The organism is Longicatena caecimuris (genome assembly GCF_004341945.1).
In the GTDB taxonomy this organism is placed as follows: Bacteria; Bacillota_I; Bacilli_A; order Erysipelotrichales; family Erysipelotrichaceae; genus Longicatena; species Longicatena caecimuris.
In genome coordinates this window covers 1-25,935 of sequence record NZ_SMBP01000029.1, presented here as the reverse complement: position 1 = coordinate 25,935, position 25,935 = coordinate 1, and the positions used below count along the sequence as shown (strand labels likewise).

Sequence of the window (25,935 nt, the reverse complement as noted above, 5' to 3'; positions counted from 1 at the left end):
TAGAGAGACACGCTTTGAAATTAAAACGAACCGCCGTATACGGAACCGTACGTACGGTGGTGTGAGAGGGTGATTTATTTCACCCTACTCGATTAAGAATCAAAAAAATTACTGTCATGTGACATTATGGTATATAATAGATAGCATACAGTAGGGGTAATGGTCATGGAAAACAAAGATAAGCTGAGGCATGTTTCGCATACCAATGAATGGTTAGAACATATTTATGAAACCATCATTCAGAAGGATGAAAAAGAATATGCTTTTGTGGAAATGAATATCAAACAATTTCGCTATATTAACATCGAATATGGTTGTGCCTTTGGTGATCATGTATTAGTCAGTATGCAACAGCTTTTAGAAACACAGTTAAAAGGACGTGGCTATGTCGCAAGACGATATGCAGATACCTTTGATTTCTTTGTTGAACATAATCATGAGACGCATGTCTTGGATTCTTTTCTGATGGATATCATAGATGCTGTATTTGAAAATGGAATAGAAGGATTACATAAAAATCTATATACCTCTTTTGGCATATATTTATTGCATGAGGAATGTCCACCTTTTGCGAAATTACAGACTTTGGCTGGCATTGCCCGAAAACAATTACATCACGACAGACGGACTTTCAGCTATGAATTGGCGCAGCAAGATGTCGTGCAAGAATATTTAAAGACCTATCGCTTATCGACAAAGCTTACCCAGGCGCGCTTTCTCAACCAGTTTCAGATTTATATTCAACCTAAGGTAGAACTGCAGACACACAAAATCTGTGGCGGTGAGCTGTTGATGCGGTGGATATTAGAGGATGGGACGATGGTTCCCTTAAATGAATTTATGTCTACCTTTACCAAAAATGGCGATTTATATATGATTGATTTACAGCACTTTGATAAGATGTGTGCTTTCCTTCAGCAGCGCATAAAGAAACATAAGGCAGTAGTGCCAATCAGTTTTAATGTGACCAATTTAACCGTTTTTGATGGTGATTTTCTACAAGATTATCTAGGGACGTTTCGCCAATATTCTTTACCGAAAGATCTGATTGAATTTGAATTTACCGAAGATATTCATTTTGAGAAAAAAGATCAGGTACAAGATATAATTGATATTTTCCGCAGTGAAGGATTCACTTGTACCTTAGATGATTTCGGTAATGGTTTTTCTTCCTTTGATCTGTTAATGAATGCTGCTATTGATATTATTAAGCTAGATCGTTTGTTTTTTCAGGGCATGTTGAGTGAACAGCGAAAACGGGTCATCCATAATATCATCGACATTGCGAAAATCAAGGGAATCAAGGTCTTGGCTGAAGGTGTGGAAACAAAAGAATATGCACGGTTTGTAGAAGCAGAAGGCTGTGACTATATACAAGGCTTTTATTATTATCGTCCAATGCCTTTGGGTGAATTTGAAAAGCTTTTAGACAGTGATAAGATCTTGCCCTATACGATGGATGATAAATAAAAGGATTGTGTTCAGCAGGTGGTTTTGACTATGTTATAAACATGGCGGATCCACCTTTTTTGGTAAATTTGTACCTTCATCATAAAACAGAAAAAGAAAACCGGTAATTTTATAAGGTTATTTTGCTTTTTCATAAGGTATGTAGTATATTAATATTGGAAAATTAAGGTTGTGCATATACAAAATGAAGGAAGGGTAAAGGAATGGTAAGAAAAATTGGAATCGACTTGGGGACAACCAATCTGTTGATTTGTTTAGACAATAAGGGTGTCATCGTAGATGAACCATCTGTCATAACGGTAGATGCCTCTAGCAAGAAATGTATTGCGGCAGGATTAGATGCCAGAGAGATGTTGGGACGTACACCTAAGAATATGCTTTGTATTCGCCCATTGAAGGATGGGGTGGTCGCTGATTTTGAAGCAACGGATATGATGTTAAATTATTTTCTTAAGAAATGTGAATTAAAAGGAATGTTTAAAAAGAACATTATTTTGATTTGTCATCCGACTAAGATAACATCCGTTGAAAAGAATGCGATTCGTGATTGTGCATATCGTGCAGGAGCAAAGAAAGTTTATTTAGAAGAGGAACCAAAGGTTGCGGCTGTGGGAGCTGGTTTAGATATTGGTAAAGCAAGTGGTAATATGGTACTAGATATTGGGGGAGGAACAAGTGATATCGCCGTATTGTCTTTGGGTGATATTGTATGTTCAACATCAATCAAAACAGCCGGAAATCGTATTACTCAGGATATCATTGAAAATGTTCGATCAAAACGTAAGATGTATATCGGTGAACAAACAGCAGAAGAAATCAAACAGAAGATCGGAAATGCGATGGTCGTAAAAGATGCGGAAACCATTTCCGTGAGTGGACGTGATGTGGAAACTGGACTTCCTCATGCTATAGAAATCAATAGCAATGAAGTAGAAAGCTATATTCGTGGCAGCCTTCAAGAAATTGTACATGCCACAAAGACCATTCTTGAGGTTACTCCTCCAGAATTGGCATCTGATATTGTTCAGCATGGATTGGTGCTGACAGGTGGAGGTGCCTTGTTGAGAAATCTGGATACCTTGATGCGCAATGAGTTGATGATTCCGGTATATGTTGCTGAAAATGCGCTGCACAGTGTTGTGGATGGCTGTAACATCATGCTGCAGAATTTATAATAAATGAATGTAAGTAAAGAATACCGATAAAGAATACCGAAAGAACCCCCTATGCTTTATGCATAGGGGGTATAGCATTATATAGGATATGGATGGATACCATCATACATCTTTGTCACAAGTATATCGCGGTAATCCAAGGCTATGTTTACCATATTCAATCGCTTCTTTAGGACAACGATTGATACATGCCATGCAATGCGTACAGTGCTTTCCCCATACCGGTTTTCCCTTTTTCAATTGAATATTGTTAAGTGGGCATACGTTAACACATTGACCACAAGATATGCAATGATCACTCGCATAAAATTTTTTTGCATGGACCAAAACAGGATAAAACAGATAATTTACAATTCCACTCTTTATTCTATCCATGAAAGATATTGTTGTATGTGGCAACGGCATTCCTTTTTTAATAGTAAGAGCCGTATGATCGATGATACTTTCCGCCTGATCAATGATTTGCAAAGCTTTATCTTTTGTTGGGGTAGTAAATAATGCGATATAGTTTTCCGGCATGATGATCTTGATGCAGCCATAGTAATTCATGTTCTTTTCAGCACACAATCTTTTAAGATATTTCCTTGCGTTACCGATACTATCACCACAGGTCATTACAAAATAAATATTCTTATTTCCTGTGAACTTTGTTTCCCTGATCCACGTATGGACAATACGTGGTATTCTCCATGCATATGTTGGGACAACAATGACCCATGGGCGTTGTGAGGTTACTTTTGCATTGTCCTTTTCTTTACATTTATCAAAAAGATTCATTACCTCATCTTGAATCATTTTACTTATTCGTTTTGCTACATATTCACTATTTCCTGTACCTGAAAAATATAAAATCATAGGGCATTCTCCTTTGCGTTTGTTTTCGGCTTTATGCTGGCCAAAATTAAGTTCATTAACTTAGCAAGTTCTTTCCAATGCAATATCTCTTAACTTGTTCAATACATTCATTCATAAAATTTAGATGTCTTTTACGAATGCGTTCTCTTGTAACATTCTTTGACTATTGTATCTAACATACGCATGAAAATCAACTTTGGTAAAGCATGTCTTTCGCATAAGAGGGGTGTATGTTTTGCGTAATGAGCACAAGATGAAAGCCTTAGCGTAATAGCGAGAATGGATGTGAATGTTTCTATCACGTAATCAGGATGAACATTACCTAATGGGAATGCTAAAGAATATGAAAAATAGGCAATTGGAAAGATATTGATCATCCTCTGGATCCGAATCTTAAAACAGTAAACTATTATAAGTTAATTCTTAGATAGTGGTATAATGAGTGTATCAAAAACAACGATAAGTTGTTAAAAAGAAAGGTGATTTTTATGTTGAAAGCTGCTTATATCGTGCCACATCCACCCATTCTGCTTCCCGAAATAGGAAAGAAAGAGGAAGAAAAAATCAGTCTCACAAGGCAAGGCTATGAAACGATTGCAAAAGATATCGCCCGTATTCGTCCACAAACAATCGTGATATGCTCACCGCATGCACCGGCCTATATGGATTATATTCATATTTCCGATGGAGAACAAGCGTATGGTGATATGCGTGCATTTGGCTGTGAACAGGTGCAATTTCATGAACATTATGATGTGGATTTCATCAATGCCCTTTGTTCCCTGGCCCAAAAGGCTCATTTGCCGGCTGGTACCCTGGGGAATCAGGAACCTGTATTAGATCATGGTACGATGGTACCACTTTACTTTATAGAACAAGCATATCGTGATTTTCAAATCGTCCGTATTGCTGTATCCGGTTTGGATAGAGATACGCATATACAATTTGGAGAATGCATATATAAAGCCGCAACATCCTGTGGGAAGGATGTAGTGCTCATAGCCAGTGGCGATCTGTCACATAAGCTCAAGAAAGATGGACCTTATGGCTATACCAAAGAAGGGCCTGCCTTTGATGAGGCCTTTGTAAAACTTTTAAAAGCAGATGCTTTGAACGAAATTACCACTTTACCTAACGATATTTGTGAAAAAAGTGCTCAATGTGGTCTACCTGCTTTTCAGATGATGTTGGGGGCAGTTCAGCATCAATATGAGCATTGTCAATTTTTATCTTATGAAGGAGCATTTGGGGTAGGCTATGCAACGGCAATTATTCGGATGAAAATGCAAGATCCCTATGTAGCCCTGGCTCGTAAGGCACTGGAAACCTATGTCAAAGAAGGACGTATATTAAGAGACGATGAGGTAGAAGATAAAACGCTTTGCCAACAGCATGCGGCAGTATTTGTGAGCATACAAGAAAAAGGACAGCTACGTGGATGCATCGGTACGCTGCAAGCAACAAAAGAACATATCGCACAGGAAATTATATCCAATGCGATTGCGGCCGGTAGTCGTGATCCGCGGTTTCCTCCTGTACAAAAAGAAGAACTTGCACACCTTGTGTATCATGTGGATGTGTTATGTGAGCCAGAGCAGATTACATCCTTTGCCCAATTGGATGTGAAACGTTATGGCATCATTGTAAGTGATGCCTATCATCAAGGCGTGTTGTTACCTGATCTGGAAGGTGTGGATACGATACAACAACAGGTAGCAATTGCTTTACATAAGGCAGGAATTGATGAAAACGCTTCTTACACCTTAGAGCGCTTTGAGGTGATACGTCATGAAGAATGTCGTTTGTGATCTTTGTTTTCATCATTGTGTACTGAAGGAAGGACAACGCGGATTCTGTCGAGCTCGTATCGTCAAACACGGTAAAATAATTTGTGAAAACTATGGAAAGATTACCTCATTGGCTTTAGATCCCATCGAAAAGAAACCGTTGCGAAGGTTTCATCCCGGCTCTAATATCTTATCCATAGGCAGCTATGGCTGTAATATGCGCTGCCCATTCTGTCAAAATCATGAAATCAGTATGAGCGAGACGATACCATATCATCCCATTTCACCAGCCACCCTTGTTGAATTGGCTTGTGCGAAACGAAAAGATGGAAACATTGGTATTGCCTTTACATATAATGAACCTTTGATTTCCTATGAATATGTTTTCGATTGCGCAGTTGCAGCAAAAGCTAAAGATCTAGCAGTTGTCATTGTCAGTAATGGCATGATTGAAACAACCAAATTATTAGCGCTATTGCCCTATGTTGACGCAATGAATATTGATCTGAAAGGATTTCAAGATAACATCTATGAGGAATTAGCCGGTAATTTGGAACAGGTGAAAGAAACGATTCGCTGTGCTGCAGCCCATACGCATGTGGAAATAACTTCGCTTATCGTTCCCCGGCGTAATGATGCAATCGCAGATATGCTGAAACAATGTAAATGGCTGGCCCAAATTGATGCAAATATACCACTACATATCACACGCTATTTTCCACACTATCATCAATTGGATGCTCCTACGGATATCCAGCTGCTAGAACACTTACTTCAAGAAGCTAAGCAATATCTGACTTATGTCTATAAAGGCAATTGGTAGGTTTTTGTACACAGTCAAATACATGCAGAAGGAAGGGAAGTGCTGTTCGCAAAATAGCATTTCTTTTCTATTACATGAGTAGAAGTATAATAAAGCAAGCGGTCATAGCTATTAGAAAAACGTTAATTTTCGTAATAGTAACAGCAATATAAATGTTAAATCTTTATTTTAAGAATGAAAAATACCAATAAAATGTAAGGTTTCTAGAAGCATTTCCTGTTCGCTATCGTACTTTCTTAATCTATCATGAAGTGATGAATCGCAATACCTATTTTCTCAATATAGCGCAAAAATTATCCATCTAATATCTTTAGATTAAATTGCTCCATATGTTTGTAAAGTAAGTACGAAACATTTTGCATACTATTGGAAGCATATGGAAAATTATGCTATCCTTAAGAAAAGGAAGTGGTATTATGTTTGAAATCAAAAAGCTTAAATTTAAACATATTTTACAGATTGATCATCTGATGATTGATCGTCAGATCACATGTCTGATTGGCCCCAGCGGAAGTGGAAAAACAACACTGTTAAGAATGCTGAACCGCCTGAATGAGGCAGAGGAAGGAAGCATTTATTTTAATGGTGTAGATATCAAGGAAATGCATCCTATCAAACTACGTCGTAAGATCATCATGTTGGGACAGACGCCTATTTTATATCCGGGTACAATTGCAGATAATTTGCAAATCGGCTTAAGGTTGAGTGAACAGCCGCTTGCTGATGAAAATCGTTTGCGTGCTTATTTAGATAAGGTCGGTTTACATAAGGAACTCAGTGATACTTGTGAAAAGCTGTCAGGCGGAGAAAAACAACGTCTATGTTTAGCACGTGTTCTTTTAATGGATGCCGATGTATATTTGGCAGATGAGCCTAGCAGTGCATTGGATAAGGAAACAGAAAGCTTTGTTATAGATAATTTAGTAACCTTTGTAAAGGAACATGACAAGCAACTGGTTATGGTGACACATAGTGCTGAGATTGCACAGCGTTATCCTCATGGTTTATTGGAACTTGCCCAAGGTGGCTGTAGGGGGTATGTATATGAATAATACAGTTATGGATCTTTCTATTTTGAATTTAGCCATCGCCTATGTGTTTGTGCTTGTTTTGTTGGTTATTTTCAAGGCAAGAGGCATTCGTCGCGAAAAGATGATTTTGATTGCGACCACACGAATGACTATTCAATTGACCTTGATGGGATTTGTCTTATTGTATGTATTCAAACATCCCAGCTGGTGGCTGACATTAAGTATGCTTGCCATCATGTTAGGCTTTGCCGTTTATAATGCATTAAAGCGCGTTAAATACTCCATGTCAAAAGAATTAAAACGCTTAGTTGCGCTTTCCATGATCATCGGTTATTTGGTGACGGCAGTGGTCTTTATGCTATTGGTGTTACAGGTAGAACCTTGGTTTAATCCACAATACTTCATACCGATCAGTGGTATGATCATTGGCAATAGTATGACAGGGATTGCCCTTGGGGCAAACCGTCTGTGCGCCAATATGCGAGATCATCGTGAGCGTATTGAAAACAGTCTGATGTTAGGGGCAACGTGTAAGGTGGCAACGTTTGATGAGGTCAATGACGCCTTTGACAGTGCTATCTTGCCAACCATGAATAACATGATGACGATGGGAATCGTATCTTTACCGGGAATGATGACAGGACAAATGTTATCAGGAACTTTCCCACTCACGGCTATTAAATATCAGATTGGTATCATGTTGGCCATCCTTGGCTGTACGGCTATTACGGTTGTCATCTTTGTGACGCTTGGTTACAAAACCTTCTTTACTTCCAGCGCGGCTTTAAAGTAATCTGTTTATTGAAAACAAACAATTATACAGGAGTGTGGGCAGTAGATAAACAGCTCACACTTTTTCCTTGCAAACTTGAATCATCTGTGATATATCTGTTATACACGCGTGCAATATACGAGATGTGGGCTATCTTGGTTAGAAGATAAGGGGGATGACACCTGAATAGAAGCAGAGAAAAATTATCGTTATTACGGTCCTGTTTACATGCTTTTACATGAGCAAGAGATGTGGATCATTACGAATCGTATAGAAGTAGGAGAGCAGTATGAAAATAAATATCGTATATCAATCAGGTTATCCATTCATGATGTTGGAATAAGCATATGCAAATGGAATATATAGGAGCGTATCTGCGTTTTAAGCGAGAACAACAGCATAAAGATGCAGGCGCACTTTGTCTGTCTTGTAACCTTACCCGCATGCAGCTGCATAGTATTGAACAAGGAAAAAGTGAAGCACATCCGAATACAATCAAGCGCATTTGCGACTATCTGAACATTGATTTTATAGCTTTATTTCAACATCAGGAAAAGTATCGGGAATTGTTGGAAGAATCCTTTATTGCATTGATTTATATGCGAAAGGATGAGCAACAGATGCTTATGCAAAAGATCGAAGCCTTACATTTTGAACATTCCATCTTATATCCGCAATATCTATTGATTCATCTGATGTATGTGGCTATTCATGAAGGTGCTGTAGAAAAGTATCAAAGCCTATTAAAACAATGCAGTTATTTTATTGACGTTCTAGAACCACGTCATCAATTTATTTATTATTTATATAAAGGATATTATCAAATGTTGTCAGGACAGTTAGAAGAATCTTTGCATACTTTATGCTTTGCGGATGGCTTATCGGTATTAGAACATCGTGAAATCTTATACAGTATGTATGGACGTTTGTATTACTATCGAAGAGAAATCGTATTAGCGATTGAATATTATAAAAAAGCATATGAGTTATTAGAAAAGAAATGGAATATCAATCGTCTGTTGGCTACGCAATGTGCTTTAGCTGCCTGCTATAATCGTATGAAGGAATATGATGTTGCCTTGCAGCGTCTAATGGATACGTTAAAGCTTGCAAAGCAGTATAAGAATACGGCCGTTATTGAGCGAACATATTATGAATTAGTGATGAATCGCTTTATGGTAAGAGATTATCACAGTGTCATACAATTAGGTGAGAAGGCTATAACGATACATCATCAGCCGCAATATCTTTATTTTTTAATATCCTATGCCAGTGTAAAAGAAAATGAGATGGAAAAAGCATATCTATGGCTAAAACAACGTTTAAAACAAGACACCAATGCTTTATTGCAGCAGCTATTGACTTATGTGTATCATATGGCACAGGGGACAAGTGTTTTACCTTATTTGGTAGAACTCATTCAGCAATTGGAAAAGAATCAAATGGATACCTGTGAGTTATATCGCTTTTTATTAGAAGATTTAGCAAATCTTTATCATGATGCCGGTTGCTATCAGAAGGAAAGTTATTGTCTTCGTAAATTGATGCAGATGGGCTATTAAACGACTTGGCGTCTTATAGGACGCCTTTTTTTATTTAAGGAGAAGAGCTGCGTTGATTGAAACAAAGAAAAGTTTATGTACTTACATGGGGAAGTGATTAGATAGATCGTTGTTGATGGGATTCACGGATTCATTAGGGAACTCTTATGTTAGCTTTGTATTGGATAAAACACTTATATGGTGGTTTTAGAAGTATAGGATGTTTTATCTGAATGAAGAAATTAGATAGCATTAAAAATTGTTTTGTTACGCTTGTATGCAATGCTATTTGTAAAATGTAGCATCCTACTTGTGAAAACTTCCTTTCCCTTAAAGTACAAACAACGTCTCACCTTTTTTATATCCAATTATTTCATGCACAGCGCTTTTTCTTTACAATTTTTCTATGGTACGTTATCATATAAGTGCAAGTTAACTTTACAAAGAGATGAAACTATGAAAAAACTATACCGATATATTAAATTCCATATAAAAACCGCATGTAAAAATATAACAAGACATTTTGGACTGGCCATGTCCGCAGCTTTTTCGATGACTATCACGTTGCTGCTGATTGCCGTCTTTTTATTGCTGACAAGTAATTTGTCCAATATCACATATCATATTGAAGATGCTTTGACAATTCGTGCGACGATTGATAATGTCGTGACGGATCAGGAGAAAACCACGTTACAGAAAAAGATTGAAAAGCTTCCACATGTAACAAGTGTGAAACTATCCAGTGGTGATGAAGAATTAGCAGCTTATAAAAAAGAATATGAAAGCAATGACAGTCTGTTCAGCATGTATGAAGGAAAGACCAATCCTATTCTAGATGCTTTTATTATTGAGGTGAAAGATGCGAATAATGTCAAGAAGCTCAATGCACAGATTCATGATATGAAAGGTATCGTAAAGGCGAGTTATGGCGGTGAAGAGACAGATGCCATGATACAAACTTTTTCTTCAATGCGTACCGGCAGTTTTCTGTTTATTATCTTTCTAACTTTGGTAGCAATGTTTTTAATCGCGAATAAGATTAAAATGTCTATTTATACAAGAAAGTCAGAAATTGCCATTATGCGATTTGTCGGTGCCAGTAACTGGTGCATTCGCTTTCCTATGATGCTAGAGGGTATTTTAATCGGTTTGGCAGGAGCAATCGTGCCAGCCATCGTAACTGTAGTAGGATATCATTATGTCTATTTAATGCTTGATGGCAGAATGATGAGTGAGATGTTTCGTTTACAGCCAAGTGAGCCGTTGAGCTTACAGGTTGCAGGTATTCTTTTGCTTATTGGCATGGGAGTTGGCTTATTTGGAAGCTTCTTCTCTACAAGCCGTTATCTGCGTTGGAAACGTTAAACATACGTGAAGATATTTTCATGTTAATATGATAAAAGTAAATAGCAAATCTTTATTTGATTTGTTTATTTATAACTCCATCACGTATTTGCCTACATGCTTATTTGACAGAAATATGCTTACGTAATAAATGATCGTATGTTATCGATGCTGATATAAATTAAATGCTTATCGACCTTAACATTTACTTCGTGATAAAAAGAGGAGGATTTGATATGAAGAGAAAAATTTTAATGATTGTTGCATGTCTGTTCATGGTCGTAATGGCTTCTTGTCCCCTAGAGGCGGAAAGTTTTGCAGGCCGTGAAGCGGAAATGAATAAAAAATGTGCATATATTACCGATAAAGCAACGCAGCAAGAATGTATTGCTTATAAAGAATATTTGCAGCAGAAAAGTAAAAATCTATCCTCAGAGATTGATGGTATTAAAAAACAGCTGAATAATGTGAAAGGAAGCATGGAATCCATTGGAGAGAAGCTACGAAGCAATCATAAACAGGTTGCCAAGATCAATGCGGAAATGGCCAGTGTGGAAAACGCCATTGCTAAAACGGAAGCATCCATTGCCAAGATGAATGTGAAAATTAAAGAAAAAACGGAAGATATTCAAGAACGTGACAAGATGATGCGTGAACGCCTGATTGAGATGCAGCCTTATATTGGCAGTAATAACTTTATAGACTTTTTGATGGGGGCAGACAGCTTTGCTGATTTACTGCGTCGTTCAGAGATTCTTGGACAGCTGAATTCCTATGAATCTGATCAGATCAAAACATTAAATAAAGAAAAAGCGAAATTGAAGGAAGATAAAGAAGTAGTCCAACAGCAAAAGGAATTGCTGAAAGTGCAGGAGCAAGGATTAAAGGACCAGAAGGAAAAAGCGGAAGCCATAAAGGAAGTTAATGAAAAATTAATGAGCGCATATCGTAAACAGGAAGAGCAACTGCTGGATCAGAAAATCAAGACGCAGATGGCGCAGATGAGTATCCCAAAGGTAGATACTTCTTTGGCTGCACAATTTGATGATGAAACAAGCGATAAACCGGATAAGGATAAAAATGATGGTTCTAACGACCATAACGGGGACTCCCAAGATAATAATCAAGGCAATAATGGAAATGGGAACGGAAACGGCGTAAAACCAAGTACAGGATTTATCACACCAATTCAGGGGAATTGGCATTATTCAGCTGGTACATGGGCATATGCGGATGGCAGTGTACATAGAGGAATGGATTTTGGAACATATCAAGCACAGGGCTTGCGTGTTGTTGCCCCTGCCAGTGGTATCGTTATTTGGACATATGGTGGTTGTCCATCTCCATCCGGTGATAATTTTGGCAGTTATTGTGGAGTGCCGGCTACCGCAGGAAATAACTTAACCATGCTGACCAGAGTTGATGGTGTGGTTTATGCTTTCTCCTTTTATCATCTCTCAGGTACTGCTGTATCTAGCGGAACTGCGGTTGCCCAGGGGCAGACGATTGCTTATACAGGAAACAGTGGCAATAGTACCGGGCCACACTGTCATGTGGAAATGATTCGCGTTGGAAATATGAGTTTGAGTGATGCTTTGAATAAGTTTAACAATAGTGGGGATTTAAGCTTTGGCGTTGGTTGGTACGCTGATCCACATGCTTGTTCCAGCTATGGTTCACCATGTCGTTTACGTCCGGAAAATTATTTCCTATAAGATCAAGTGATTATCTGTACACCATAAGGACAGGTATTTATGGTAAAAGAGTGAGCAGATCATGCGTTTGTGCAAGGCACTAAATGGCATGGAAACAAGATAGAAAAACATGCAAGGTGAATACCGGGTTATTCATTTACTGCAAGAACTGGTTTTAAAATTGCAAGATCTTTGTTTTATATGAACTACGATTATATACAATAACTATAAAAGAAAAAGACGCCTTATTCAGATGACAGCAAAAGAATGCTGCTTTATCAAGAAGGGGTCTTTTTCTTTGTGATTTCATGAAGAAATGTTATAATACAACCATGAAAGAAAAACATGATAAACAACATTTGGTACAAGCATTATTGGAATGGTATGATGCCAATGCACGCATATTGCCATGGCGGAGTGAACCTACGCCTTATCGAGTGTGGGTAAGTGAAATCATGCTGCAGCAGACACGTGTCGAGGCAGTAAAACCATATTTTGAACGCTTTGTAAATGCATTGCCTGATGTGCATGCACTAGCAAATGCCGATGATGATGAATTACATAAGCTCTGGGAGGGGCTGGGATATTACAATCGCGTAAAGAATATGAAAAAATGCGCACAATACTGTGTGAAACACTATGCCGGTTCATTGCCTAATTCCTATGAATTATTAAAACAACTGCCCGGTATCGGAGATTATACTGCCGGAGCGATTGCCAGTATCGCTTTTCATCTTCCATATCCAGCGGTTGATGGAAATGTATTGCGTGTATTTTCCCGCCTTCTTGTCAGTGAAGATGATATCTTAAAAGAACGTACAAAGAAAAAGTTTCAAAATATTATAAAAGAGTATATTCCTATAGAGCGATGTGATGCCTTTACACAGGCATTGATGGAAATCGGTGCATTGATTTGTGTGCCCAACGCCATGCCTCGCTGTAATATTTGCCCATTAGCAGAAGACTGTATCGGTTATCAAAGCCATCAGGCACAGCGCCTGCCCATAAAAGAGAAAAAGAAAGCACGGCGGATTGAGAAGAAAACGATTTTAGTCGTTGTCCATCAAAAGGAAGTGCTGCTGCAGCAACGCGCTGAGGATGGACTGTTAGCAGGGCTTTATGAATTCATCACGTTAGATGGGGAGCGAGAAGAGGAAGAAGTTATGGCTTTTCTCGGTCATGAACGTATACATAAAATCATCAAACTGCGCTCGGCAAAACATATATTCTCACATGTGGAATGGCATATGCAAGGATATTTACTAGAGGTAAAGGAAAAATTGGATGGCTTATGGTGTACGCAGCAAGCGTTGGAACAGCAATATGCGATACCAACTGCTTTTAAGGCATATAAAGATGCTTTATATACATGGTGGAGGACGCAAGAATGAAGACATTATTAGAGGAAGTGAAAGGATTTGATCCTTATAACGAACAGGAAGAAGCAGATAAAGAATTATTGATGACTTATCTGACGATGTTTGATGATATATTTTACCGAGAAAATTTAATGGCTCATATGACAAGCTCTCCCTGGATCGTGAATCAGGATATGAGCAAGGTATTGATGATTTATCATAATATCTATGATTCCTGGGGATGGTGCGGCGGCCATTGTGATGGGGATGAAGATACTTTGCATGTCGCTTTAAAAGAAGGAATGGAAGAAACGGGGTTAACTAAGCTTACACCTTTAAGTGAACATATTATGGCTATTGATATTCTACCTGTACCGCCTCATAAAAAACGTGGAAAGTTTGTTAGTTCGCATGTACATCTTAATGTGACTTATGCCTGTGTGGCAGATGAAACCGAAAATTTACACATCAAAGCGGATGAAAATAGTGGTGTTCGATGGATACCTGTAGAAGAAATTGATACTTGGGTAAGAGAAGAAGATATGAAACCGGTGTATCACAAATTGGTAGAAAAGATGAAAGTTATGGCAGAACAGAAAACAGAAGTCAGTTTGTAGGATTAAATACAACATGTAATCATGTTTTGATAAAAAAGGTGGATGAATGAAGTTATCGGCATTGCTACAAAGACTTTACAAAATAGAAAGAATAAGCGATAAGGCACTTGCCGTTGATTCAGTGAGGATACTGATTCAGTGAGGGTTCCAGAAATAACAAGAGACATTATAGAAAAACATGCTGAAAAAATGCTATTTTTATAAGGCAAAAACACGTGTTATGAGGTGTGATACATATGCTTTATTTCATATGGTAAATCATACAAATTTAGGAGGGTTACAAATGAATATAGTAATAAGTTTAATTGGAGGTCTTATTTTTATTACTTTTCCATTTCTGGTTTTACAGAAAAGTAAAAAAATGAACGAAGAAAATACAGAGGAAGCAAAGAAAAAATTTGTATTATTTCTCATTTGTTCAATACCGGTTCCGGTAGTTGCTTTCCTACTTCTTTTACTTGGTCTTAAAACATTTATGTGAGTATCATAAAAGCAATGCCTTAAAAGAAGTGTGCTATGGATAGAAACTAGTTTAGCAAACGTTATTCAGAAAGTGTTTTTTAATTTATCAGAATAGACCGCATGCCTGTTTGCATGTCTTGATAAAGTATAGGACATTGAAAGAAAAGACAGTTAGAAATTGCCTGTTTACATAGTTTAAAAAGACGGCAAAAAATTTTTATGAGAATTCAAAAATCTCGTAGAAAAAAGGAAGACGAAAAAAGAATTTTGAAGTATAATGAAACTGTAATAAGAGAAAGGACAGGTTTTAATTATGCTGGAAAAAATTAAAGGCGGTTTAGTAGTATCTTGTCAGGCATTGCCTGATGAACCACTGCATTCTTCTTTCATTATGGGAAGGATGGCGCTGGCAGCAAAACAGGGAGGTGCTGTCGGTATTCGTGCACAAAGTAAGGAAGATATCATGGAGATAAAGAAAACAGTTGATCTTCCTGTTATTGGCATCGTAAAACGTAATTATCCGGACAGCGATATTTACATTACACCGACAAAAAAGGAAATTGATGAATTGTTGGAAACGAAGTGTGAGATGATCGCGTTGGATGCGACATTGCGTGATCGTCCAAATGGAGAAAAACTGGAAGATCTAGTTGCCTATATTCATGAAAACGGAGTACTGGCTATGGCGGATTGTTCAACCTTTGAAGAATGTGTCAATGCTGAAAAAATTGGCTTTGACTGCGTATCCACAACGTTATGTGGCTACACTCCGTATTCTGTTTTAGTGGATGGGCCAAATATTCCTTTATTGAAAAAACTAGTAGCTGAATTGCACACCCCAATTTTAGCTGAAGGCAAGATCAATACACCGGAAGACCTTGCAGCCGTTTATGAAGCTGGCGTTCACAGTGCGGTTGTAGGCGGTGCTATTACGCGTCCGAAACAGATAACAGAACGTTTTGTAAAAGTCTTAAAGTAAAAAGCTGAAAACGATACCTGGAAGGAAGTAGAAAAGTCATGACTCTTTCGTGTACTAAATGCTGCTTCCTTTTTATGTTGGTTTAAAAACTTTATGATATTGGTTAGGACACTTTATTTCAATGGAATACGAAAAATCTTTTCTGTGATAAGAAAGCTTGTTCGTTTTAAGACAGGACTTCTATTTGTATCATCCTTTTCTAAAGTAGGCACATGACCATGCAAATCTTTATGCTGTGACATATGGTATAAGGAATGCGAGGGGTAGTTATGAATCTGAAAGTAATGAAATTTGGTGGAACATCCCTGCGCAGTGAGGCCACACGCAAATATGTATACCGCCATATTTTAGAATATCAGAAGACACATAAAATCGTGCTGGTGGTATCTGCCATGGGCCGTTATCCGGATGCGTACGCAACGGATACTTTATTAAGTCTTGGGAGCGAATATCTCAGTAAAGAAGAAAAAGCAAGACTTGTTTCCATGGGAGAGCAGCTATCCACGCTAAAGGTGTGCAGCGAATTATTAGATATGGGGATTCATGCGCATGCCCTTTCTTTTTTTGAAGCAGGAATTTTCAGTGATGATCATTATGATTATGCTAAAGTTTTACGTTTGGATGGCACAAAGGTTAAGCAAGCACTTGCTAACTATGATGTAGTAGTCGTAGGTGGCTTTATCTCTATGACTCCACAAGGACATATTACAACATTGGGACGTGGAGGCAGTGATTACAGTGCTGTGCTGTTTGCCGATATGCTGGATCTGAAAGAAGTGGATATTTATACCGATGTAGATGGTGTCTACGACAATGATCCCAAGCTAAACAGCTATGCGATAAAATATGATAAATTGACTTATGATGAAATGCTCAATATGAAGTCACGCGTATTGCATGATCGCAGTGTAGAGTATGCAAAAGAACATGGTATTCGTATTTATCTTAAGGGAACCTTCTCTGGTAGTCAGGGTACGGTCATAGATGCCTAATTCAATTATCACGATTTCTTAAATATTTCTGAACGGCGCAAAATATAGCATATCTTTTTATGAAATATGCTATAATACGATATAGAGGTGAGCGAGTTGAAAAATATCCTGCTGGTAAAAAATCTGAATAGTGAAGAAAGTGCTAAACGCATTGATGCAGCACTTGCGGAAACGCGGGTGGATTATGAAGTGAATATCGAAAAACAATGTGTGGTTGTCATGGGTAACAGTGACATGGTGGCCGTCGCAAGAAAGGTTATAAACGACCTGGGATTTATGATTTTATAAAAGGCAAATGTTGCCTTTTTTTCTTGTGCTACAAGCGTTTGGATATGTCAAAAGTAATAAAAAACAGATTTGCTTATTAAACAAATCTGTTTCACAATATCTGAATTTACGAAGGTAGTTAATAAACATTAAGTTAATCCTGCAGGTAAGTTCCAATTAAAGCATACTTTATATACTATGCACCGTCGTATGCAGTTTCTTACATACGGTGATAAGAAGTCGAAAACTTGTTTCCTCCTATGCGATTGTATATCGAATTTATAATAAATTCTCTTTCCTGTGGATTATCGTGTTTCCTCTTTCATATCAAAAACTTTAATGGAAAACGATATATATTAATAAAACCATAAGTAAAAAGAAGAATCTATCAATCACTTGAGCAATCGTTGATAATAAATAGAAAATTCTTAGTTTTAGCTTAACTTCCATTTGTTTTTGCATAATTTTAATGGCTACAAGTATGCCAGCCATGACCTCTATCTAATTGAAAAAGTCTTTGTGGGTTTTGATTGCTTAATGAATGATAAGTATTATCAGTGATGGTAATGAAATTTGTTCAATAGTTTTTTTATAAAGTTTATATGTTATCGTTTTCGATATGTTTCTTTCTTCTTTTATGTTTAAGATAGAACCATTCTATGGTATCATATTCTCTAGATTATCAAATAATCCTAGCAAGTCTTTCCGATATAATGCATTACATATGTGATGGTGGTATGGTTGTTTTTTGATTTGATTATGGAATATTAAAATCAAGGAGATAAAATTCAAAGAGATAATAAAAAGGCTAAACAGTGAAAAAGAAAGGAAAAACACATGGAAATTCAAGTAGTATATGAGCATAACTTCGCGGACGCTAAAATCGTTCGTCAAGAAGTATTTGTAGAAGAACAAGGGTTCAAGATGGAATTTGATGAAATTGACAATCATGCCATTCATGTGACTTTATATCTAGATAAAGTCTTAGCAGGCTGTGCACGGATGTATGCGGATATAGAAAAAGATGTTATGCGTATCGGGCGGATAGCCTTACGCAAGCCATATCGTAAACAAGGACTTGGCAAGGTACTTGTCGAAAGCTGTGAAGCGTATGGCAAAAAACACAAAGCAAAAGCCTTTGTGCTGGATGCGCAATGTCGTATGCAAGGTTTTTATGAAAGACTTAATTATCAGGTAGATGGAGAAATCCATATGGATGAACATGTCCCACATGTACAAATGCGAAAGACGTTAAAAGACGAACAATCGCATGAAGAGTTTGATTTCAACACATAAATAAAAACAATGGTGAAAGCAGGTTTTGATATACCTTGTAGCATATGGAGAAAACAAAAAGATGAATAAAAATTGATCTTCTTGTGATAACATTATGAACATAAAACAGTATTTAAAAACCTAAATTTATCGCACATGCAAATGAGGATAATATAACGATCAATCTTCGCGGCGAAACAAAAGGATATTAAGAAAGCCACATAAGCCGGCAAGAAAGGCATACAAACTCTCTATCCAGGGACTATACGAGAGGATATCGGTAAAGGTATGCAGATGAAATAAAACGGAAAACGCGTATTGAAGACAAATAAAAATAGAAAGGGCCAGAACTAGTTTCTGGTATTTTTTCATGTTGATCACCTGTTTCTACTCTATGAAAAGCCAAAGGAAATATGAATGAAATTCCTATGCGACGCATAAATTAGGATGAGCAGGAAGGGAGCAGATGCAGCATGAAAACAAAAATCATCGCTGGTATCGGTATTGCGATACTAGCAGTCGCACTCATCTTTACCATGAAACCAAAATCCTTCAGTGATGAATTTGCGCAGACCATGAAGGATATGGACTCTTACATCTTACAAGGAAATATGGAAATCACAAAAGGTGAGGATGTGAAAGCCTATGCGTTGGAAGTTGGCTATGAGAAAGGTGAAAAAGATTATTTTAAGGTTTCTTTAACAGATAAGGAACTGAATCAGGAACAAATCATACTACGCAACGACGCAGGCGTCTTCGTTGTGACCCCAAGCTTAAATCAAGTGTTTAAATTTGAAGGTGATTGGCCGATGAATTCACCAAAGCCATACTTATTGCAATCAATAGCGGACATCGTCAAACAAGAAAATGCCACAATAAAAAAGCAGAAGGATGGAACACTGGTAAGTGCTAAGGTTAGCTATCCCAATAATAAAAACTTTGATCATGAGGATATCATGTTTGATAAAAATGCCAAACTTAAGTGGCTTCAAATTTATAATAAAGATAATACCTCTGAATTAAAAATTGTCTTTACGAAATGTGAATATGATGCCAAGATCAAAAAGGATTATTTCAAAGCACCTGCCGTTATAGAAAAGAAGGCGAGTGCCAGCGTCATCAGTGAACAGGATTTACCACTATATCCGGTACAGGTATTTTCATCGGAACTGAAAAGTGCCAATCAGATGAAGGTTAATGGGGAAGTGAAACATGTTTTAGAGTATCATGGTGATAAAAATTTTACCGTTGTCGAAACCAAAAAAGAGGTGCCTAAAGATACACAAACGGTCATCATGCCGGGAGAGATGATTGATGCAATGGATGTTGTGGGATTTTATGATGGAAATCATATGAGTGTGGTATATGATGGTGTAGAGTTCTCCGTATTCTCCGATGAGTTGGGTCCGGAAGAAATGATGGAGGTTATCAACAGCATGCAGGTGGCTGTGATGAAATAATGATCAAACGGGGAGATGTATATTATGCAGATCTGTCACCTGTCATTGGCAGTGAACAAGGTGGGGTACGGCCGGTAGTGGTCGTGCAGAACGATAAGGGAAATCGTTATTCTAAAACAATCATCATTGCGCCGATTTCAAAAAAGATGTCAAAACCGCCAATTCCTACACATGTGATTTTCAGTGATGATTCATTGAGCTATGTGTCCATGATCTTATGTGAACAGCTGCGGACGATAGATAAGAAACGATTGGGGCAGTGGATTTGTACATTAGATGATAAAACAATTGAAAAAATAAATAAAGCAATACGTGTGAGTCTGGCATTATAGGGAGTGTGAAGGCACTCCCTTATGATATGAAAACGGCACTGTTGATGAAGATGGAAGGTATGACAATGATGATGAAGAGGGGAATTTTCACATGATATATAAAACATTAAAAAAATTAAAAAAAATTTAAAAAAGCTGTTGACAGAAAAAAAATCAGATGGTATTATATACGGGCACTGGCGGTAACAAAGCTGTCAGTTAAATATACAAGGTCCAGTGGTGTAGTGGTTAACATGCCTCCCTGTCACGGAGGAGATCGTGGGTTCGAGTCCCATCTGGACCGCCATTTTTGCAGATGTAGTTCAATGGTAGAACACAGCCTTGCCAAGGCTGATACGGGGGTTCAATTCCCCTCATCTGCTCCATTAATAACTACGTACTCTCATGAAAATGAGAGTTTTTTTATGCTTATTTATGAAAGATGAGGGGAATTTTTGCGGTCCAGATGGGTTTTAGGGCGTGTTTGGTCTATTTTTGTTGGGAGGCATGCTGTAATCAACGTGTTTTTTTATGTGGTTGATTAAGAAAGTATGAATTATATGGCGCTGCTATGTCAGCACGAACCCCCGTCATAAGCAAATAGCTGTAATCATCGTTCTAGGATAAGATTTATTGCGAAATATCATTTTTTTAGATTAAATGCGTAGAACTGGCGAATTCTGTGCTAAAATAAAAACAGCATCATCAAAAGGGGGCAGGAATATGAAAAAAGTAATATTCGTCATGCTGATTGTATGTCTGTTAGCTGCTTGCTCACCATCATCAAAAAAAGGGCCTATCGAAGTGAGTGCAGCGGAGGTTCTTGAGAAATTAAGTGACGAAAGACAGAATTCATTTCTATTATATGTGATAAGCGATGACTGTTACTCCTGTGATGAATATCAAAAGGTCATAGAGGAAATAGAAAAACAACAGCCGTTTGAAGTGTATTATCTGCATATAAACCTAAAGGAAAAGGATGCAGATGTAAAGAAGATGTTAGATGAATTAAAAGTTACGACCGGTGTTTTGCGTCAGTTACCAACAACCTATTATTTTTATCAGGGGACGTTGCAGGCCGAAAACAGGAAAGAAGGATATTTAGAAAAGAAGGATCTGATAGCATGGCTGAAAAATTTACATATATTACATTAGATGAAGAACCGGAAACGGTTGTATCTACCAAAGAAGATATTTGTGCGCAATTAGAATCTTTGGGTATACAACGTGGTATGGTGATTTTGGTCCAGGCGGATATGAAAAAATTAGGTTATCTCATAGGTGGTGAACAGATGCTGATTGAGGCATTGATGGAAACAGTTGGCTATGAAGGGACTATCGTTATGCCGACTTTTACACCACAGATGGCTGATCCAGCCTGCCAAAAGAAACACATTGCCCGTATGTATTGGGAGGATGTGCGTCAGCATGCCTTGCCCTTTGATAAAAAATTAAGCGCACCCGAAAAAGCAGATGCGCTCATTTATCAGTTTTTACGCAATGAAGGCGTAGTTCGTTCATATCATCCATTATATAGCTTTGCGGCTTGGGGAAAATATGCCAAAATATTATGTGATAAGCATCCTTTGCACTTTGGTTTAAATCAGGATTCACCATTAGGTAAAGTATCTGAATTTAATGGTTATGTCGTACTTTTGGGCTGTGATTACAATGACTGTGTCATGTTTCAATTAGCCCGCTATCATGGAGAACAGCTTCCTATTAAACTTATCAGTGCTCCGATTGAAAATAATTCACGTGTACAGTGGAAAGATATGCTAGAACTTGATTTCACGAAACAGGACATGGGAGAAATCGGTGAAATCATGGAAGATAAGAGTGTCGTAAGAACGACTTACATAGGTACGGCAAAGTGTCGTTTCTTCTCTAGTAGAGAAGCTGTCACCTTAGCAAGCTCCTATTTTCATATTCATAATGATGAAATAAGTATGTTAGAAAATTGATTAAGCATGTCTTCATCTTCCTGCGTGAAGCGAGAAGGTGAATAAGAGTCAATATCCAAAACACCCAGTAGGGTGTTTTCTTTTACTAAGGGGATTACTATTTCAGAATTACTTGCACTGTCACAGGCGATATGGCCGCTAAATTGATGAACATCATCTACACGCAGAATCTTGCGTTTTACAGCTGCTGTTCCACATACTCCTTTTCCCATTGGGATATGCATGCAGGCGACTTTCCCCTGAAAAGGGCCAAGTACCAATTCATCATGTTTATATAAATAAAATCCAGCCCAGCTAATATCGGGTAAGTATTGATATAATAAAGCAGCTGCATTTGCCATATTGGCAATTTCATCATGTTCATCCATTAATAAGCCACGCAGACTCGTTAATAAGGTTTCATATTCATTGTTCATCATTATACTACCTCCATGACAGTATCGTATCACATTTTTCATAAAGCGGAAATGAAAAAAGCATGTTCTGTGCAAGATGATGGATAGCTAAAAAGATAACTCAGGATAAGTGCGTAATACTGTTTAATAAATGGCTGTATCATTGGATTTTATCTTCATCATAAAAAAGTATATGTTTGTATCTTTATTCATACTTCTTATCTATAGAGGCCCCCAGAAAAAGGGGCATAGAAAAAAGATAAGCTCTATTCACAGAGCTCATCTTCCATTTTACTAAATTTTGTATAGGCTTTTGAGATGTTCTTCTCAGAATCAGAGGTCATCTTATACCAGCCTTGTTCTTTCATCATTTCATAAACCTTGCGCTGTTGAGCAGAAAGATCTTGATATAGCGTATCTACTTCTTTAAAAAGTTCTTCATTACTTGCTTCCTGTGAAAAAGTGTTGTATTCACTCTTCATATGTTTTAAGGTTATTAACAGGTTGGTCGCAATCTCTTTATCGCTGTAATTATTAGTTGATCCACTCATTCTTTTACCTCCTTTTGCAAAAGTTCTACCATTGTATGATAATGTTTAGCAAGATTCGTATTGACCTCCTCAAAGCAGGTTTTCACTTCTTCATTTTGAATCATTGTGACATCATTGGTAATTCTTTTGTTTAAGACAAAGGTCTGATCCAGCAGGTCTTCTAAATATAAGACATCTTTAGGTGTTAACATAGCATCACACGCATGAAACATTGCTCATGCTTCTCCTTTCATTTCTAGTATGGGAAGAGATTGAAAATGTATTCTATGATTTTTTATGATATTTTGCTATAATAAAAAAACGTTAGGAGGCAGACATGGAATTACAAGAAAATCAATATGTATATATTCAAAGTTATAAACATGATGGCAGTCTGCATCGGACATGGGCAATGGGATACGTGCTTGAGGCAAATGAAAAACGTATCGTTGCTGTCACGAATCGTACTTTGGTAAGTGAATCAGACGGTCGTAAGTGGGTGACCAGAGAACCGGCAATCTGCTTTTTCTATCCAGATAAATGGTATAATGTCATTTGCATGATTCGTAAAACCGGCATTCATTATTATTGCAATCTAGCATCGCCTAGTATTTATGATGGTGAGGCAATTAAGAATATTGATTATGATTTGGATGTGAAGGTATCGCCAACAGGAAAAACGATGTTGTTAGATGAGGATGAATATGAACAACATGCAAGGGAAATGGCATACAGCAAAGCGTTGGATCGTGCAATTCATAAAGGACTGGATCGTTTGATGGTGGATATTCGATTGCGGAATTCGCCTTTTGAACATCATGAAATTAATGCATTGTATGAGCGATATTTGGCATGTATGGAGTTGGAGAAGAAGCAGTGATTTCAAAACTGTGAACTGGTAAGTATAGGTGACTTGTTGTAACGCAGCAATAACGTAACTGATATTATATAGATGACGTATGTGATGCAGGTGGTGGATGCTTGATCTTGCATTAAAAACTTGAAAGAATTAGGTAAAATAAAAACAGCAATATAAAAAAATGAAAAAACTAAAAATTATCGTTGACATCGAAAATAAAGTGTTGTATTATATACGAGCGCTAAGCGAAAGCAAAGTGCAAATCGGTCTTTGAAAACTGAACAGGAAACGTCAATTTCAATGAAAAAGAGAAGTAATTCTCGGATAAACAAATAAGAAAAACGTTAGTAAACGTTTTGAGCTAAATCAAATGGAGAGTTTGATCCTGGCTCAGGATGAACGCTGGCGGCATGCCTAATACATGCAAGTCGAACGAAGTTTCTAGGAAGCTTGCTTCCAAAGAGACTTAGTGGCGAACGGGTGAGTAACACGTAGGTAACCTGCCCATGTGCCCGGGATAACTGCTGGAAACGGTAGCTAAAACCGGATAGGTATGAGGGAGGCATCTTCCTCATATTAAAGCACCTTCGGGTGTGAACATGGATGGACCTGCGGCGCATTAGCTGGTTGGTGAGGTAACGGCCCACCAAGGCGATGATGCGTAGCCGACCTGAGAGGGTGAACGGCCACATTGGGACTGAGACACGGCCCAAACTCCTACGGGAGGCAGCAGTAGGGAATTTTCGTCAATGGGGGGAACCCTGAACGAGCAATGCCGCGTGTGTGAAGAAGGTCTTCGGATCGTAAAGCACTGTTGTAAGTGAAGAATGCCACATAGAGGAAATGCTATGTGGGTGACGGTAGCTTACCAGAAAGCCACGGCTAACTACGTGCCAGCAGCCGCGGTAATACGTAGGTGGCAAGCGTTATCCGGAATCATTGGGCGTAAAGGGTGCGTAGGTGGCACGATAAGTCTGAAGTAAAAGGCAACAGCTCAACTGTTGTATGCTTTGGAAACTGTCGAGCTAGAGTGCAGAAGAGGGCGATGGAATTCCATGTGTAGCGGTAAAATGCGTAGATATATGGAGGAACACCAGTGGCGAAGGCGGTCGCCTGGTCTGTAACTGACACTGATGCACGAAAGCGTGGGGAGCAAATAGGATTAGATACCCTAGTAGTCCACGCCGTAAACGATGAGAACTAAGTGTTGGAGAGATTCAGTGCTGCAGTTAACGCAATAAGTTCTCCGCCTGGGGAGTATGCACGCAAGTGTGAAACTCAAAGGAATTGACGGGGGCCCGCACAAGCGGTGGAGTATGTGGTTTAATTCGAAGCAACGCGAAGAACCTTACCAGGCCTTGACATGGATATAAATGTTCTAGAGATAGAAAGATAGCTATATATCACACAGGTGGTGCATGGTTGTCGTCAGCTCGTGTCGTGAGATGTTGGGTTAAGTCCCGCAACGAGCGCAACCCTTGTCTTCTGTTACCAGCATTAGGTTGGGGACTCAGGAGAGACTGCCGGTGACAAACCGGAGGAAGGTGGGGATGACGTCAAATCATCATGCCCCTTATGGCCTGGGCTACACACGTACTACAATGGCGCCTACAAAGAGCAGCGACACCGCGAGGTGGAGCGAATCTCATAAAGGGCGTCTCAGTTCGGATTGAAGTCTGCAACTCGACTTCATGAAGTCGGAATCGCTAGTAATCGCAGATCAGCATGCTGCGGTGAATACGTTCTCGGGCCTTGTACACACCGCCCGTCAAACCATGGGAGTTGGTAATACCCGAAGCCGGTGGCATAACCGCAAGGAGTGAGCCGTCGAAGGTAGGACCGATGACTGGGGTTAAGTCGTAACAAGGTATCCCTACGGGAACGTGGGGATGGATCACCTCCTTTCTAAGGAGAAAGTACAAAGAAGCAGATATTTCCTGTTCGGTTTTGGAAGACCGAAAGAATCTTCCAAGA

The 25,935-nt window shown here is 38.3% G+C and carries 25 protein-coding genes, 2 tRNA genes and 1 rRNA gene; 24 read left to right on the top strand and 4 right to left on the bottom strand.

The window, feature by feature from the left end:
* Nucleotides 1–165 precede the first annotated feature (165 nt).
* Nucleotides 166–1,470: an EAL domain-containing protein gene (locus EDD61_RS12905; protein WP_132225719.1), complete on the top strand. Its 1,305-nt coding sequence runs from the start codon at nt 166–168 to the stop codon at nt 1,468–1,470.
* A gap of 203 nt (nt 1,471–1,673) precedes the next feature.
* Nucleotides 1,674–2,645 carry a rod shape-determining protein gene (gene mreB / locus EDD61_RS12900; RefSeq protein WP_008689901.1) on the top strand — a complete coding sequence of 324 codons (972 nt, stop codon included), beginning with the start codon at nt 1,674–1,676 and terminating at the stop codon, nt 2,643–2,645.
* Between the two features lie 102 nt (nt 2,646–2,747).
* Here mreB and EDD61_RS12895 read toward each other — a convergent pair whose 3' ends face one another.
* Nucleotides 2,748–3,500, bottom strand: coding sequence for an EFR1 family ferrodoxin (locus EDD61_RS12895; RefSeq protein ID WP_132225717.1), 753 nt, complete (start codon nt 3,498–3,500; stop codon nt 2,748–2,750).
* Between the two features lie 488 nt (nt 3,501–3,988).
* On the opposite strand from EDD61_RS12895, the gene amrA reads away from it, so the two are divergent.
* From amrA to EDD61_RS12795, 20 genes are all read left to right on the top strand, one after another.
* Complete coding sequence (gene amrA, locus EDD61_RS12890) at nt 3,989–5,308, top strand: AmmeMemoRadiSam system protein A (protein WP_132225715.1); 1,320 nt, start codon at nt 3,989–3,991, stop codon at nt 5,306–5,308.
* Nucleotides 5,289–6,110, top strand: coding sequence for an AmmeMemoRadiSam system radical SAM enzyme (amrS, locus tag EDD61_RS12885; RefSeq protein ID WP_132225713.1), 822 nt, complete (start codon nt 5,289–5,291; stop codon nt 6,108–6,110). Before amrA ends, amrS begins: the two co-directional genes overlap by 20 nt.
* 416 nt (nt 6,111–6,526) lie before the next feature.
* Entirely contained in the window at nt 6,527–7,162 is a 636-nt protein-coding gene (locus EDD61_RS12880; protein ID WP_165877213.1) for an ABC transporter ATP-binding protein, read from the top strand.
* A complete protein-coding gene (locus tag EDD61_RS12875) occupies nt 7,155–7,934 on the top strand; it encodes an ABC transporter permease (RefSeq protein ID WP_008689896.1) in 780 nt (259 codons plus the stop codon). Before EDD61_RS12880 ends, EDD61_RS12875 begins: the two co-directional genes overlap by 8 nt.
* Nucleotides 7,935–8,260: 326 nt before the next feature.
* Nucleotides 8,261–9,475, top strand: a complete 1,215-nt coding sequence (locus EDD61_RS12870) for a helix-turn-helix domain-containing protein (protein WP_008689895.1) — start codon at nt 8,261–8,263, stop codon at nt 9,473–9,475.
* Nucleotides 9,476–9,910: 435 nt separating this feature from the next.
* Nucleotides 9,911–10,819 carry a permease-like cell division protein FtsX gene (gene ftsX / locus EDD61_RS12865; protein ID WP_040013751.1) on the top strand — a complete coding sequence of 303 codons (909 nt, stop codon included), beginning with the start codon at nt 9,911–9,913 and terminating at the stop codon, nt 10,817–10,819.
* 215 nt (nt 10,820–11,034) lie between these two features.
* The gene (locus EDD61_RS12860) at nt 11,035–12,513 is read left to right on the top strand and encodes a murein hydrolase activator EnvC family protein (protein WP_132225711.1); all 1,479 of its coding nucleotides are present in this window, start codon (nt 11,035–11,037) and stop codon (nt 12,511–12,513) included.
* A 287-nt stretch (nt 12,514–12,800) separates the two neighbouring features.
* Complete coding sequence (gene mutY / locus EDD61_RS12855) at nt 12,801–13,883, top strand: A/G-specific adenine glycosylase (RefSeq protein WP_008979721.1); 1,083 nt, start codon at nt 12,801–12,803, stop codon at nt 13,881–13,883.
* Nucleotides 13,880–14,467, top strand: coding sequence for an NUDIX hydrolase (locus EDD61_RS12850; RefSeq protein WP_132225709.1), 588 nt, complete (start codon nt 13,880–13,882; stop codon nt 14,465–14,467). Before mutY ends, EDD61_RS12850 begins: the two co-directional genes overlap by 4 nt.
* A gap of 283 nt (nt 14,468–14,750) precedes the next feature.
* Nucleotides 14,751–14,948 carry a hypothetical protein gene (locus EDD61_RS12845; RefSeq protein WP_132225707.1) on the top strand — a complete coding sequence of 66 codons (198 nt, stop codon included), beginning with the start codon at nt 14,751–14,753 and terminating at the stop codon, nt 14,946–14,948.
* A gap of 294 nt (nt 14,949–15,242) precedes the next feature.
* On the top strand, nt 15,243–15,908 hold the full coding sequence (locus EDD61_RS12840) for an N-acetylmannosamine-6-phosphate 2-epimerase (protein WP_008689888.1): 666 nt from the start codon (nt 15,243–15,245) through the stop codon (nt 15,906–15,908).
* A gap of 269 nt (nt 15,909–16,177) precedes the next feature.
* Nucleotides 16,178–16,900, top strand: coding sequence for an aspartate kinase (locus tag EDD61_RS12835; RefSeq protein ID WP_008689887.1), 723 nt, complete (start codon nt 16,178–16,180; stop codon nt 16,898–16,900).
* Between the two features lie 87 nt (nt 16,901–16,987).
* The gene (locus EDD61_RS12830; RefSeq protein ID WP_008979725.1) at nt 16,988–17,188 is read left to right on the top strand and encodes a hypothetical protein; all 201 of its coding nucleotides are present in this window, start codon (nt 16,988–16,990) and stop codon (nt 17,186–17,188) included.
* Nucleotides 17,189–18,004: 816 nt separating this feature from the next.
* Entirely contained in the window at nt 18,005–18,463 is a 459-nt protein-coding gene (locus tag EDD61_RS12825) for a GNAT family N-acetyltransferase (RefSeq protein ID WP_132225705.1), read from the top strand.
* Nucleotides 18,464–18,915: 452 nt separating this feature from the next.
* Complete coding sequence (locus tag EDD61_RS12820; protein ID WP_008689881.1) at nt 18,916–19,902, top strand: LolA family protein; 987 nt, start codon at nt 18,916–18,918, stop codon at nt 19,900–19,902.
* Nucleotides 19,902–20,234, top strand: coding sequence for a type II toxin-antitoxin system PemK/MazF family toxin (locus EDD61_RS12815; protein WP_008689879.1), 333 nt, complete (start codon nt 19,902–19,904; stop codon nt 20,232–20,234). Before EDD61_RS12820 ends, EDD61_RS12815 begins: the two co-directional genes overlap by 1 nt.
* Nucleotides 20,235–20,444: 210 nt before the next feature.
* A tRNA-Asp gene (locus EDD61_RS12810) sits at nt 20,445–20,520 on the top strand.
* Between the two features lie 5 nt (nt 20,521–20,525).
* Nucleotides 20,526–20,599: transfer RNA gene (locus EDD61_RS12805), tRNA-Gly, on the top strand.
* A gap of 337 nt (nt 20,600–20,936) precedes the next feature.
* On the top strand, nt 20,937–21,368 hold the full coding sequence (locus EDD61_RS12800; RefSeq protein WP_008689877.1) for a hypothetical protein: 432 nt from the start codon (nt 20,937–20,939) through the stop codon (nt 21,366–21,368).
* Nucleotides 21,338–22,177 carry an AAC(3) family N-acetyltransferase gene (locus tag EDD61_RS12795; RefSeq protein ID WP_008689875.1) on the top strand — a complete coding sequence of 280 codons (840 nt, stop codon included), beginning with the start codon at nt 21,338–21,340 and terminating at the stop codon, nt 22,175–22,177. The genes EDD61_RS12800 and EDD61_RS12795 overlap by 31 nt, the downstream gene beginning before the upstream one ends.
* Here the strand turns inward: EDD61_RS12795 and EDD61_RS12790 are convergent.
* The 3 genes from EDD61_RS12790 to EDD61_RS12780 all read right to left on the bottom strand — a co-directional run bounded on the left by EDD61_RS12790 (nt 22,144) and on the right by EDD61_RS12780 (nt 23,335).
* Nucleotides 22,144–22,593: a GAF domain-containing protein gene (locus EDD61_RS12790; protein WP_438861552.1), complete on the bottom strand. Its 450-nt coding sequence runs from the start codon at nt 22,591–22,593 to the stop codon at nt 22,144–22,146. The two genes, EDD61_RS12795 and EDD61_RS12790, sit on opposite strands and share 34 nt — an antisense overlap.
* Before the next feature lie 245 nt (nt 22,594–22,838).
* Nucleotides 22,839–23,123, bottom strand: a complete 285-nt coding sequence (locus EDD61_RS12785) for a spore coat protein (RefSeq protein WP_008979730.1) — start codon at nt 23,121–23,123, stop codon at nt 22,839–22,841.
* Nucleotides 23,120–23,335, bottom strand: a complete 216-nt coding sequence (locus EDD61_RS12780) for a hypothetical protein (protein ID WP_008979731.1) — start codon at nt 23,333–23,335, stop codon at nt 23,120–23,122. Before EDD61_RS12780 ends, EDD61_RS12785 begins: the two co-directional genes overlap by 4 nt.
* 104 nt (nt 23,336–23,439) lie before the next feature.
* Between EDD61_RS12780 and EDD61_RS12775 the strand changes: the two genes are divergently transcribed.
* Both EDD61_RS12775 and EDD61_RS12770 read left to right on the top strand, forming a co-directional pair.
* Entirely contained in the window at nt 23,440–23,982 is a 543-nt protein-coding gene (locus EDD61_RS12775) for a DUF402 domain-containing protein (protein WP_008979732.1), read from the top strand.
* A gap of 346 nt (nt 23,983–24,328) precedes the next feature.
* A 16S ribosomal RNA gene (locus EDD61_RS12770) occupies nt 24,329–25,866 on the top strand.
* The last annotated feature ends 69 nt before the right edge of the window (nt 25,867–25,935 follow it).

Coding starts and splice junctions, on each gene's coding strand:
- EDD61_RS12815 (WP_008689879.1), top strand. CDS start 19,902: ATGATCAAACGGGGAGATGTATATTATGCAGATCTGTCACCTGTCATT.
- EDD61_RS12840 (WP_008689888.1), top strand. CDS start 15,243: ATGCTGGAAAAAATTAAAGGCGGTTTAGTAGTATCTTGTCAGGCATTG.
- EDD61_RS12870 (WP_008689895.1), top strand. CDS start 8,261: ATGCAAATGGAATATATAGGAGCGTATCTGCGTTTTAAGCGAGAACAA.
- EDD61_RS12895 (WP_132225717.1), bottom strand. CDS start 3,500: ATGATTTTATATTTTTCAGGTACAGGAAATAGTGAATATGTAGCAAAA.
- mreB (WP_008689901.1), top strand. CDS start 1,674: ATGGTAAGAAAAATTGGAATCGACTTGGGGACAACCAATCTGTTGATT.
- ftsX (WP_040013751.1), top strand. CDS start 9,911: ATGAAAAAACTATACCGATATATTAAATTCCATATAAAAACCGCATGT.
- EDD61_RS12790 (WP_438861552.1), bottom strand. CDS start 22,593: ATGAACAATGAATATGAAACCTTATTAACGAGTCTGCGTGGCTTATTA.
- EDD61_RS12880 (WP_165877213.1), top strand. CDS start 6,527: ATGTTTGAAATCAAAAAGCTTAAATTTAAACATATTTTACAGATTGAT.
- amrS (WP_132225713.1), top strand. CDS start 5,289: ATGAAGAATGTCGTTTGTGATCTTTGTTTTCATCATTGTGTACTGAAG.
- amrA (WP_132225715.1), top strand. CDS start 3,989: ATGTTGAAAGCTGCTTATATCGTGCCACATCCACCCATTCTGCTTCCC.
- EDD61_RS12795 (WP_008689875.1), top strand. CDS start 21,338: ATGGCTGAAAAATTTACATATATTACATTAGATGAAGAACCGGAAACG.
- EDD61_RS12850 (WP_132225709.1), top strand. CDS start 13,880: ATGAAGACATTATTAGAGGAAGTGAAAGGATTTGATCCTTATAACGAA.
- EDD61_RS12835 (WP_008689887.1), top strand. CDS start 16,178: ATGAATCTGAAAGTAATGAAATTTGGTGGAACATCCCTGCGCAGTGAG.
- EDD61_RS12845 (WP_132225707.1), top strand. CDS start 14,751: ATGAATATAGTAATAAGTTTAATTGGAGGTCTTATTTTTATTACTTTT.
- EDD61_RS12775 (WP_008979732.1), top strand. CDS start 23,440: ATGGAATTACAAGAAAATCAATATGTATATATTCAAAGTTATAAACAT.
- EDD61_RS12820 (WP_008689881.1), top strand. CDS start 18,916: ATGAAAACAAAAATCATCGCTGGTATCGGTATTGCGATACTAGCAGTC.
- EDD61_RS12780 (WP_008979731.1), bottom strand. CDS start 23,335: ATGTTTCATGCGTGTGATGCTATGTTAACACCTAAAGATGTCTTATAT.
- EDD61_RS12785 (WP_008979730.1), bottom strand. CDS start 23,123: ATGAGTGGATCAACTAATAATTACAGCGATAAAGAGATTGCGACCAAC.
- mutY (WP_008979721.1), top strand. CDS start 12,801: ATGAAGAAATGTTATAATACAACCATGAAAGAAAAACATGATAAACAA.
- EDD61_RS12860 (WP_132225711.1), top strand. CDS start 11,035: ATGAAGAGAAAAATTTTAATGATTGTTGCATGTCTGTTCATGGTCGTA.
- EDD61_RS12905 (WP_132225719.1), top strand. CDS start 166: ATGGAAAACAAAGATAAGCTGAGGCATGTTTCGCATACCAATGAATGG.
- EDD61_RS12825 (WP_132225705.1), top strand. CDS start 18,005: ATGGAAATTCAAGTAGTATATGAGCATAACTTCGCGGACGCTAAAATC.
- EDD61_RS12875 (WP_008689896.1), top strand. CDS start 7,155: ATGAATAATACAGTTATGGATCTTTCTATTTTGAATTTAGCCATCGCC.
- EDD61_RS12800 (WP_008689877.1), top strand. CDS start 20,937: ATGAAAAAAGTAATATTCGTCATGCTGATTGTATGTCTGTTAGCTGCT.